This is a genomic window from Mesorhizobium sp. WSM3864, assembly GCF_002294955.1.
Lineage (GTDB): Bacteria > Pseudomonadota > Alphaproteobacteria > Rhizobiales > Rhizobiaceae > Mesorhizobium.
In genome coordinates this window covers 119,431-129,390 of sequence record NZ_NSGD01000008.1, presented here as the reverse complement: position 1 = coordinate 129,390, position 9,960 = coordinate 119,431, and the positions used below count along the sequence as shown (strand labels likewise).

Below are 9,960 nucleotides of genomic sequence, written 5' to 3'. Positions count from 1 at the left end.
CGGTCCGCCAGCGCGATTCACGACGGCCCGCCGAGCCGCGGCGGCGGCTTGAGCGCGTCTTCGGCCGAGATCGTGCGTGCTTCCGAAGGCAGCATGATCGGGATGCCGTCACGCACCGGATAGGCAAGTTTCGCCACGCGCGAGATCAGCTCGCTGCGCTCGGCGTCCCAGGTCAGCGGTCCTTTGGTCAGCGGGCAGGCGAGCAGTTCCAGCAATTTCGGGTCGACCGTGGCTTTGCGCCCGTCACGTCCGTCCGCCGCCATCGCACTTTTCCATTGTCCAACTGCCGCCGGCCTAAGTGTTGAGATTCAGGTCAGGCCGATTTTCACCTGAATCATTACGCTTACTGCAGGCTCGAGCCAAAATCCTCATCCTCGCGCGCCAGCGTAATTTCGGTGATGGCGATCAGCGTCTCGGCGCGCGTCTTCAGATCCGCCGCCTCGAGCAGGGCCTGCTTCTCGGCCGGCCCATAGGGCGCCATCATCGACAGCGCGTTGACCAGCATGGCGTTCTCGGCGCGGCTCACGCTTTCCCAGTCGGCCTCAAGGTCATTGGCCTGCAGATAGGCGCGGAACGCCTTGAGCAGGGCAGGGCGGTCGACCTCGGCACCGGCCGGATCCTCCTCGAGATCGGCGAGGAAGGGCGCCATCCGGCATTGCCGGAACGGCGTCTTGACCGCCAGCTCATCTGTGACGCGGAAGCGGCAGACGCCTTGCAGCGAGATCAGGTAGCGCCCGTCGCCGGTCTCGGCAAGCGAGATGATGCGCCCGGCACAGCCGACGCTGCAAAGCTCGGGCTCGCCGTCGTCGCGCAACGCGCCGTCGAGGCTGGGCTGGATCATGCCGATCAACCGCGGCCCGGCCATCGCCTCATCGATCATCTCCAGGTAGCGCGGCTCGAAAATGTTGAGCGGCATGCGGCCGCCGGGCAGCAGCAGCGCCCCGGCGAGCGGAAACACCGGGATCCTCGACGGCAGATCCCTGGCGAGCCGGTAGCGGGCGTTTCCGACCTGCACCTCAACCCTCCGCCTGCGCTTCAACTCTCGAAAGCGTCGCCGGGCAGCGTATCAATCTGCGATCTCCTCTTACGCAACCCAGCCTGTTTAAACCCTTAACCGGCAGGGGCAAGCCGCTGCCGCCTATCTGGCGCAGTCGCCGCCTTGCGCAAGACCCTCCTGGCAAAAGGGGCCGGCAGCAAAGCCGGCAAAACGCTCAGGAGAACAACAGCGACGACAGCTTGCGCCGCGCCGACAGCGTCGCCTCGTCGGTCATCCCCCATGCCTCGAAGAACTTCAACAGCTGCGCACGCGCGCCATCGTCGTTCCACGTCCGGTCGGCCCTGACGATCGCCAGCAGGTTGTCGGCGGCCTGCATCCGCTCGCCGCGCGCATTCTGCACCATCGCCAGGTCGAACCGCGCCTGGTGATCGTTTGGATTGGCGGCGAGCCGGCGTTCGAACTCGGCCGGATTGCCGAGCGCGGCGGCTTCCGCCGCGAGCGTCATCTTGGCGCGCAGCGCGGCAAGCGCCGGCGCGTCCTTCTTGTCCTCCGGCGCCTTGGCAAGCACCGTCTCGGCGCCTTGGCTGTCGCCGGCCTCGAACAGGATCTCCCCGAGCCCGGCGATGGCCTCGATGGTTTCGGGCGACTGCTCGAGGATCGCATCATAGATGTCGGCCGCGGTCTGGGTGTCGCCTGCCTCGCGCGCCTCGGCGGCCGCGGCCAGCGCTTCGGTGATCTGCGGCGCGCCGCCGCCGCCCTTGCCGCCGACCTTCTGGATGAACTGCGTGATCTGGCTTTCCGGAATGGCGCCCATGAAGCCGTCGACCGGCTGGCCGTCCTTGAAGGCGATGACCGCGGGAATCGACTGGATGCCGAGCTGGCCGGCGACTGAGGGATGGTCGTCGATGTTCATCTTGACCAGCTTGACCTTGCCGCCGGCAGCCTTGACCGCCTTTTCGAGCTGCGGCGTCAGCTGCTTGCACGGCCCGCACCAGGGCGCCCAGAAGTCGACCAGCACCGGCTGGCGGCGCGATTCCTGGATGACGTCGGCCGCGAACGTCGCGGTCGTCGTATCCTTGACGAGATCCGCGGCCGCAGGCGCCTCGCCGAGCGATACCTTGCCGCGGTCGCCCCCGCCATATTGCACGGATTGGGCGTACTGGCCGGCATTGCCGCCAAATGAGCCGCTGAACGGATTGTTGTCACTCATGTCGTCGCCCTTTCGGTCGCGTCGTCGCCGGCTTCGGGGGTGCGGCGCGTTATTGTCGGATTTCGGTTTCGCCATCCATGTGGCGATCAGCCCGAGACTTTCAAGATAACAGGATCGTGGCCGGTTGCCTCGACGAATTTGACGAGATCGGCAGCGGCGATGGCCGTCGTCGCCTCATTGGTCAGGGGATGGCCGTTGATGACCTCGTGGCTCATCAATTCCTGGTCCAGAACCACCTTGATCCGCCCGGCCGTGTCGTTGATCAGGCCGAAGATGGTAACCGCGCCGGGAATGACGCCGAGCAGCTCCATCAGCATTTCCGGCTTGCCGAAGGAGACGCGGCTGGCGGCGCCGATCAGATGGTGGATCTGCTTGAGATCCACCACGGCCTCCTCGCCGACGGTGACGAGAAAGTAATTGTCCTTCTTGTCCTTGAGAAAGAGGTTCTTGGTGTGGCCGCCCGGGATCTCTCCGCGCAGCGCCTGCGAATCGGCGACCGTGAACAAGGGCGGGTGGCGCACCGTCGAGACGGAAATGCCGAGATCGGCAAGAAAGGCATAAAGCTCGGCTTCGGTCTTCGGCATCGGTCCTCGCATCATCTGGAAAGCTTGTGCCGTTTACGGCGAACGATGCCCTTGGGGCAAGATCGCCCGGCTGGGCCAACGCAATCCGCCGGTTCGAAACCAACCTTCCCTATAGGAAGAGCTAGCTCCAAAAAGACCGTCATTTCCCTGTTGCAATCGCCGCGCTCTTCGGCCATATAGGCGCGGCTTGCGGCCCAAGGCCGCGCGAGCGGGTGTAGCTCAGGGGTAGAGCACAACCTTGCCAAGGTTGGGGTCGGGCGTTCGAATCGCCTCACCCGCTCCAGTTTCCTTCAGGGAATCAAGCAAACGAAAAAGCCGCGGTTCGCCGCGGCTTTTTCGCGTTTGTAGCCTTCAGAACAAGATTCCGTTCTCCCCATCCCCCATACCGTGGCGGCGCAGTGAACGATCCCGATCGGCAGCGCCAGCAACGGCTTGGAGCGGATCAGAAGGATATAGATCGTGAATTGGGCGCATGCGGCGAGCAGCCCAGGCAAAGCGCCAACGCCTGCCATCATCAGCAGCATCATCCAGGGGACCACGATGAAACCGGGAACGTTCGTTCCGTGCCCTGCGCCCATCGTGAAAATCGCGATGAGGAACCCGACAAGGCCCAGGCCTACCCCGGCCGCGATCGTCTTCAGCATTGCGCTGCTCTCCGCGATTTGTGGCTCGGCTCATGCTGGCCGGGCAAAATAGGTCGCGACGGAAAGGAAGCGCCCTGCCGCCTGATCCTGACGGTTTGGCGCCTTTGCTGGAACAATTCCAGGAAAGTCCCTAACGGCTCGCCGCTCTCGCCGAAGCCTCAGTCCGGAATTGCGCAAAAACAAGAAAAGTCGAGCGGTTCGGCGTTTCCATGAAACCTTGAACCGCGCTACCCCAACCTAGCCCTCGTCGTCCTCGGCGTCGCCAGCAGCAGGCTCGTCTCGCTGCCAGTGATCCCGGCGATCAGCCTTATCCGCCGCAGCACGGCGTCGAAGTCCGTGAGTGAGGCGGTGCCGAGCTCGACCACCAGGTCCCAGCGGCCGTTGGTGGTGTGGATGGTCGACACCTCGGGAAAACCGCCAAGCGCCCTGATCACGCGGTCCGCGGCATGGCCCTCGATCTCGATCATCATCACGCCGCGGATGCGCTGGTCGACCGCATCGGCGCGCAGCACCACCGTGTAGCCGATGATCTCGCCGGATTTCTCCAGCCGCTCCATGCGCGCCCGGACCGTCGCGCGCGAGACGCCGAGATCGAGCGCGAGATCGGAGACGCTGCGCCGCGCATCGTGCCTCAGAAGCGTCACCAGTCTCTCGTCGAGCGCGTCCATTTTGACCATTTCGAGCAGCCGATATGCCCACTATGATAAATCGACCTTTTCGAAATGCCAATTTATCCTGTTCAAACCGCCAGGCAGCGGTGGTTCACTTCGGCAAATCAAACGCAAAAGCGGAAAGAAGTGATGCGCTGCAGGATCGTCGGCGCGCCGGTGCAGGACGGCGCGGGCAGGATGGGATGCGAGATGGGGCCGAGCGCGCTGCGCACAGCGGGGCTTGTCGCGGTGCTGTCGGAGCTCGGCCATGAGGTCGAGGACTGGGGCGCGGTTGAGAAGGCGGCGGCGCGCCCTGTCGCTCATGGCAATCTCGCCCTGAAGGCGCTGCCCGAAATCTCCGCCTGGACGGCGGCGATTTCCGAGACCGCCTACGCGGCGTCGAGGGATGCCATGCCGATCTTCCTCGGCGGCGACCACTCGATCTCCGCCGGCACCGTCTCCGGGGTGGCGCGCCGCGCCGCCGACCGCGGCCGGCCGCTCTTCGTGCTGTGGCTCGACGCCCACCCGGATTTCCACACGCTCGACACCACCACCAGCGGCAATCTGCACGGCGTGCCGCTCGCCTATGCCAGCGGCCGCCCCGGCTTCAACGGCTATTTCCCCGACCTGCCCGCCGCAGTCGACCCGGCCCGCGTCTGCACCATGGGCCTGCGCAGCGTCGATCCGGCCGAGCGCCGCGCGCTGAAGGACGCGGGTGTGACCGTGCATGACATGCGCGCCATCGACGAGCACGGCATCGCCCCGCTGCTGCGGGCTTTCCTGGCCAGGATCGAAGAGGCAAACGGGCTGCTGCATGTCAGCCTCGACGTCGACTTCCTCGACCCCTCGATCGCGCCGGCCGTCGGCACCACGGTTCCGGGCGGCGCCACCTTCCGCGAGGCGCATCTGGTGATGGAGATGCTCTCCGACAGCGGCCTGGTCTCCAGCCTCGACCTGGTCGAACTGAACCCGTTCCTCGACGAACGCGGCCGTACCGCGACCCTGATGGTCGACCTTACCGCCAGCCTGATGGGCCGCCGCATCATGGATCGCCCGACCCGCAGCCATTCCGGAAGCCTCTGATCATGACCCAGCCGTCCCGCCTTGCCATCGTCCCCTTCGTCAGCGTCGACCGCATGATGAAGCTGGTGCTCGCCATCGGCCTCGAGCGCTTCCTCACCGAGCTTGCCGGCTATATCGAGGAGGATTTCCGCCGCTGGGAGCTGTTCGACAAGACGCCGCGCGTCGCCTCGCACAGCCATGACGGCGTCATCGAGCTGATGCCGACCAGCGACGGCCGCCTCTACGGCTTCAAATATGTCAACGGCCACCCGAAGAACATGCGCGAAGGCCGCCAGACCGTCACCGCCTTCGGCGTGCTCGCCGATGTCGGCTCCGGCTATCCGATGCTCTTGACCGAGATGACGATCCTGACGGCGCTGCGCACCGCCGCGACCTCGGCGGTTGCCGCCAAATATCTGGCACCGAAAGGCTCGCGCGCCATGGCCATCATCGGCAACGGCGCCCAGTCCGAGTTCCAGGCCGTCGCGTTCAAGGCGCTGCTCGGCATCGACCGGCTGCGGCTCTACGACATCGACCGCTCTGCTTCCGAAAAATGCGCCCGCAACCTCGCCGGCAAGGGCTTCGACATCACCATCTGTTCGACCGGGCAGGACGCGGTGGAAGGCGTCGACATCATCACCACGGTGACCGCCGACAAGCAGTACGCCACCATCCTCACCGACAACATGGTCGGTTCCGGCGTCCACATCAACGCCGTCGGCGGCGACTGTCCCGGCAAGACCGAGCTGCACCGCGATATCCTTTTGCGCTCCGACATCTTCGTCGAGTTTCCGCCGCAGACGCGCATCGAGGGCGAGATCCAGCAGCTCGATGCCGATCATCCGGTGACCGAGCTGTGGCAGGTCATGACCGGCCAGGCCGAGGGCCGCAAGACGAAGGAGCAGATCACGCTGTTCGATTCCGTCGGCTTTGCAACGGAGGATTTTTCCGCGCTGCGCTATGTCCGCGACCAGCTCCAGGCGACCGGCCTCTACGAGGAGCTCGACCTGCTCGCCGACCCCGACGAGCCGCGCGACCTGTTCGGCATGCTGCTGAGGGCCGCCATGCAACCGGCGGCGTGAGGGAATGAGCGCGTAATCTCCCCCCTTGAGGGGGAGATGGCCGGCAGGCCAGAGGGGGTCGCCTCGCGTGGAGAGCCAACCTCCATCTGCCGCAGCAGGCCGAGCCCAGTCGGACCGACCCCCTCTGTCGCCTTCGGCGACATCTCCCCCTCAAGAGGGGAGATTACACGCTACTTCTGCACCGCCGCGCAGCTTTCCCTCTCCACCAGCACTGGCGCCAGCACCTCGCGGCGCGACGGCGCCTCGGGCTCGCCGACGCGCTCGAGCAGCAGGCTGACCGCCCGCGTTCCGATCTTTTCGACCGGCTGCGCGATCGTCGTCAGCGGCGGCCATGTGGTGACCGCATAGGGGATGTCGTCGAAACCGATCAGCGACATGTCGTCGGGCACCCGCAAGCCGCGCGTGCGCAGCGCGGTGATGGCGCCCATGGCCATCAAATCGTTGCAGGCGAACACCGCCGTGATCTCCGGCGCCTGCGTCATCAGCCGCTCCATCGCCAGGCGTCCGCCGGCGAAATGATAGTCGGAATCGACCACCGACGAAGCAGGCAGGTCGATACCTGCCTCCGCGAGTGCCCGGGTAAAACCGCGCAGGCGGGCCGGGCTGGAGCTCGAATCGCGCGGACCGCCGATGACGCCGATTTTGCTGTGGCCGAGCCCGACCACATGGCGCCCGGCGAGATAGCCGCCGTGATCGTGGTCGACCAGCACGGAATCGACATGGACAGAATGGATCTCGCGGTCGAGCAGCACCGCCGGCAGGGCGGCGGACAGGTGCGAGAACACCCGCGCATGGTCTGACGAACCGGCGAAGATCAGTCCGTCGATCTGCTTTGCCATCAACACCGACAGATAGCGCTCTTCCTTCTCGGCGCTGCCATCCGAGTTGCACAGGATCACCGTATAGCCGGCCACGAAGCCGGCATCCTCGATCTGGCGCGCCACGCTGGCGAAGAACGGGTTGGAATTGTCCGGGAGCAGCAGGCCGATGGTCTTGGTCTCCCCGCGCCTCAGACTCCGCGCCAGCGAGTTCGGGCTGTAGCGCAGGGCGGTGATCGCCGCGCGCACGCGCTCGGCCGTCTCCGGCTCGACATGGCGCGTGCGGTTCATCACATGCGAGACCGTTGCGACGGACACCCCCGCATAGCGCGCGACATCGGCAATTGTGGTCATGGTTCCCTCTGACCCTCTAGCGGATCCTCCGCAACAGCCTCTCCCGATAAGCGTCTAGGATGACGGCGAGCACGATGACAAGGCCAATCACGATCGGTTTGAAATTGTCGCCGACGCCGAGCAGCTGCAGCCCGGTGCTGAGCACCTGCAGGATGCAGGCGCCGACCAGCGTGCCGATGATCGAGCCCTTGCCGCCGCTGAGGCTGGTGCCGCCGATGATGACGGCGGCGATTGCATTGAGCTCGTAGCCGACGCCGGCGATCGGGCTGCCGATGTTCAAGCGCAGCAGATAGACCATGGCCGCGATGCCGGCCGTCAGCCCGCTGATGGTGAAGGCCGCGACCTTGTAGAAATCCGGATTGTGGCCGGAGAGGCGCACCGCCTCGTCATTGGTGCCGACGGCGAAGATCATGCGGCCGAACACGGTGAAGCGCAGCACGAACCAGCCCGCCGCGATCACCAGCACCGCGACCAGGAAGATCGACGGCAGGAAGCCGCCGATGATCAGATTGCCGAAATCGACGAAACTCTGCGGCAGCCCGGTGATGGTCGAATTGTCGCTGACCACGCGCGCGGCGCCCGCCGCCATGTTGAGCATGCCGAGCGTGACGATGAAGGACGGGATCTTCCAGCGCGTCGAGATCCAGCCGTTGAGGAAGCCGCAGGCAGCACCGGTCGCCATGCAGGCGAGCAGCGCCAAAGTGATCGCGACGGCCGGCGACAGGCTTTCGTCGATCATGACGGTGGCGCCGACCACGGTGCAGAGCGCCAGCACCGAGCCGACCGAAAGGTCGATGCCGCCGGTGAGAATGACGAAGGTCATGCCGGCGGCGAGCACCGTGTTGATGGCGATCTGCACGAAGATCTTCAGCGCGTTGCCGGGCGTGGCGAAGTAAGGCGCTGTGAGCGAGAAGAACAGCGTGATCAGCACCAGCGCCAGAAGCACGCCGGCGTCGCGGATCAGGAAGCGCAGGAACTTCGCCCTGCCGGGAGAAACAGGCGCCGACACGAGGGTTTCGGACGTCTCGCTCATGGTCGCACATACTCCTGGTAGGCGAGCGACAGGATGCGCTCCTGGTCGAATTCGGCTCGCGGCACCTCGCCGACGATCTTGTTCTTGGAAAAGACGATGATGCGATGGCACATGCCCATCAGCTCCGGCAGGTCGGAAGACACCATGATGATGCCTTTTTGAGCCGCCGCCAGCATCCACAGAAGCTGGTAGATCTCGCGCCGCGCGCCGATGTCGACGCCGCGCGTCGGCTCGTCGAGGATCAGCGTCGAGGTGCCGCGGAACAGCCATTTGGCCAACACCACCTTCTGCTGGTTGCCGCCCGAGAGATTGCGCACCGCCTGCTCGATCGAGCTTGCCTTGACGCGCAGCTGGCCGATGAGATCGTTCGCTGCCGCGGCTTCGGCCCGGCGGTTGACCAGCCCGTGGCGCGACACCTTGCCGAGATCGGTGATGGTGATGTTCTTGTCCACGGCCAGATCGAGCAGCAGGCCCTGGCCCTTGCGATCCTCGGTAAGCAGGCTGAGCCCATGCCGCACGGCATCCTTGGGCGCCGTGATCGCCACCGGCTTGCCGTCGATCTCGACGACGCCGTCGAGCCTCGGATCGGCGCCGAACAGGGCCCGCATGGCTTCGGTCCGGCCGCTGCCGACCAGACCGGCGACGCCCAAGATCTCGCCGTGGCGGACGTTGAAGGAAATTTCGGGCGTCACGGCGCTGCGCTTCAGATTGGTGACGCTGAGCGCGACCTTGCCCGGCACGATCGAGGCGTCGAAGCCGAATTCGTCGGCGATGTCGCGGCCGATCATCATGCGCACGACATCCGGCACGCTGAGGCCGTGGAGGTCGCGGGTCGCGACCAGCCTGCCGTTGCGCAGGATGGTCACCCGGTCGCCGATCTCGAACACTTCGTGCAGCCGGTGCGAGATGTAGATGATGGTGACGCCCCTGGCCTTCAGCCGCTTGATGATGGCGAACAGCCGCCCGATCTCCGGCGGCGTCAGCGTCGCCGTCGGCTCGTCGAGCACCAGCAGCTTGCTGTCGTAGCTCAGCGCCTTGGCGATCTCGACCAGCTGCATCTGCGCGAGGCCGAGCGCTTCGACCCGCGTCCTCGGATCGACGTCGAGCCCGACCTCCTTGAGCAGCGCGACGGCGCGCCGGTTGAGCGCCTTGCGGTCGACGATGCCGAAGGCGCGGCGCGGCAGGTTTTCCAGCATCAGGTTCTCGGCGATGCTGAGATAGGGCAGAAGGTTCAGCTCCTGGTGCACGATGCGGATGCCGCTTAGCTGCGCATCATGCGGCGTCTTCGGCTGATAGGGCTGGCCGTTGAAGGCGATCGTGCCGCTGTCCGGCTGGTAAATGCCGGCCAAGAGCTTGATCAGCGTCGATTTGCCGGCGCCGTTCTCGCCGAGGACGATATGCGTCTCGCCGCGCGCGAACGACAGCGAGACGTCGCTCAGCGCGACCACGCCGGGAAAGATCTTTCCTACCCCTTCAAGGGAAAGAACCACATCGTCCATGCAGCAATCCTGAACGGCGCTCATCGC

General features: G+C 65.6%; 11 protein-coding genes and 1 tRNA gene. 3 read left to right on the top strand and 9 right to left on the bottom strand.

The genetic code is table 11. The features are described from left to right. Positions 1-17: 17 nt before the first annotated feature. From CK215_RS18330 to CK215_RS18315, 4 genes are all read right to left on the bottom strand, one after another. Entirely contained in the window at positions 18-263 is a 246-nt protein-coding gene (locus CK215_RS18330; RefSeq protein WP_066991609.1) for a Trm112 family protein, read from the bottom strand. Between the two features lie 80 nt (positions 264-343). Then, positions 344-1,015, bottom strand: coding sequence for an LON peptidase substrate-binding domain-containing protein (locus CK215_RS18325; RefSeq protein WP_095777066.1), 672 nt, complete (start codon positions 1,013-1,015; stop codon positions 344-346). Between the two features lie 196 nt (positions 1,016-1,211). After that, entirely contained in the window at positions 1,212-2,207 is a 996-nt protein-coding gene (gene trxA, locus CK215_RS18320) for a thioredoxin (RefSeq protein WP_095777067.1), read from the bottom strand. An 86-nt stretch (positions 2,208-2,293) separates the two neighbouring features. Continuing rightward, a complete protein-coding gene (locus CK215_RS18315; RefSeq protein ID WP_066991899.1) occupies positions 2,294-2,791 on the bottom strand; it encodes a prolyl-tRNA synthetase associated domain-containing protein in 498 nt (165 codons plus the stop codon). A gap of 208 nt (positions 2,792-2,999) precedes the next feature. Between CK215_RS18315 and CK215_RS18310 the strand changes: the two genes are divergently transcribed. Continuing rightward, positions 3,000-3,074 (top strand) — tRNA-Gly (locus CK215_RS18310). A gap of 7 nt (positions 3,075-3,081) precedes the next feature. On the opposite strand, the gene CK215_RS18305 is transcribed toward CK215_RS18310, so the two are convergent. Together CK215_RS18305 and CK215_RS18300 are read right to left on the bottom strand one after the other, a co-directional pair. Continuing rightward, positions 3,082-3,435 (bottom strand): hypothetical protein, encoded by a 354-nt coding sequence (locus CK215_RS18305; protein WP_095831749.1) that lies wholly within the window; start codon positions 3,433-3,435, stop codon positions 3,082-3,084. Positions 3,436-3,662: 227 nt separating this feature from the next. Beyond that, on the bottom strand, positions 3,663-4,103 hold the full coding sequence (locus CK215_RS18300; protein WP_095831815.1) for an Lrp/AsnC family transcriptional regulator: 441 nt from the start codon (positions 4,101-4,103) through the stop codon (positions 3,663-3,665). A 132-nt stretch (positions 4,104-4,235) separates the two neighbouring features. Between CK215_RS18300 and rocF the strand changes: the two genes are divergently transcribed. Together rocF and CK215_RS18290 are read left to right on the top strand one after the other, a co-directional pair. Beyond that, positions 4,236-5,168, top strand: coding sequence for an arginase (gene rocF, locus CK215_RS18295; protein ID WP_095827391.1), 933 nt, complete (start codon positions 4,236-4,238; stop codon positions 5,166-5,168). Positions 5,169-5,170: 2 nt separating this feature from the next. Further along, positions 5,171-6,229 (top strand): ornithine cyclodeaminase, encoded by a 1,059-nt coding sequence (locus CK215_RS18290; RefSeq protein WP_067323575.1) that lies wholly within the window; start codon positions 5,171-5,173, stop codon positions 6,227-6,229. A gap of 170 nt (positions 6,230-6,399) precedes the next feature. Here CK215_RS18290 and CK215_RS18285 read toward each other — a convergent pair whose 3' ends face one another. From CK215_RS18285 to CK215_RS18275, 3 genes are read right to left on the bottom strand one after another with little or no spacing between them, the layout of a single operon-like run. Then, positions 6,400-7,401: a substrate-binding domain-containing protein gene (locus CK215_RS18285; RefSeq protein ID WP_095776728.1), complete on the bottom strand. Its 1,002-nt coding sequence runs from the start codon at positions 7,399-7,401 to the stop codon at positions 6,400-6,402. A gap of 16 nt (positions 7,402-7,417) precedes the next feature. After that, the gene (locus CK215_RS18280) at positions 7,418-8,434 is read right to left on the bottom strand and encodes an ABC transporter permease (protein ID WP_095776729.1); all 1,017 of its coding nucleotides are present in this window, start codon (positions 8,432-8,434) and stop codon (positions 7,418-7,420) included. After that, the gene (locus CK215_RS18275; RefSeq protein WP_095776730.1) at positions 8,431-9,933 is read right to left on the bottom strand and encodes a sugar ABC transporter ATP-binding protein; all 1,503 of its coding nucleotides are present in this window, start codon (positions 9,931-9,933) and stop codon (positions 8,431-8,433) included. Before CK215_RS18275 ends, CK215_RS18280 begins: the two co-directional genes overlap by 4 nt. Positions 9,934-9,960: the final 27 nt, after the last annotated feature.

Excerpts from the sequence above, each read along its gene's own strand:
- CK215_RS18330 (WP_066991609.1), bottom strand. The coding sequence starts at position 263 with ATGGCGGCGGACGGACGTGACGGGCGCAAAGCCACGGTCGACCCGAAA.
- trxA (WP_095777067.1), bottom strand. The coding sequence starts at position 2,207 with ATGAGTGACAACAATCCGTTCAGCGGCTCATTTGGCGGCAATGCCGGC.
- CK215_RS18315 (WP_066991899.1), bottom strand. The coding sequence starts at position 2,791 with ATGCCGAAGACCGAAGCCGAGCTTTATGCCTTTCTTGCCGATCTCGGC.
- CK215_RS18305 (WP_095831749.1), bottom strand. The coding sequence starts at position 3,435 with ATGCTGAAGACGATCGCGGCCGGGGTAGGCCTGGGCCTTGTCGGGTTC.
- CK215_RS18300 (WP_095831815.1), bottom strand. The coding sequence starts at position 4,103 with ATGGACGCGCTCGACGAGAGACTGGTGACGCTTCTGAGGCACGATGCG.
- rocF (WP_095827391.1), top strand. The coding sequence starts at position 4,236 with ATGCGCTGCAGGATCGTCGGCGCGCCGGTGCAGGACGGCGCGGGCAGG.
- CK215_RS18290 (WP_067323575.1), top strand. The coding sequence starts at position 5,171 with ATGACCCAGCCGTCCCGCCTTGCCATCGTCCCCTTCGTCAGCGTCGAC.
- CK215_RS18285 (WP_095776728.1), bottom strand. The coding sequence starts at position 7,401 with ATGACCACAATTGCCGATGTCGCGCGCTATGCGGGGGTGTCCGTCGCA.
- CK215_RS18280 (WP_095776729.1), bottom strand. The coding sequence starts at position 8,434 with ATGAGCGAGACGTCCGAAACCCTCGTGTCGGCGCCTGTTTCTCCCGGC.
- CK215_RS18275 (WP_095776730.1), bottom strand. The coding sequence starts at position 9,933 with ATGGACGATGTGGTTCTTTCCCTTGAAGGGGTAGGAAAGATCTTTCCC.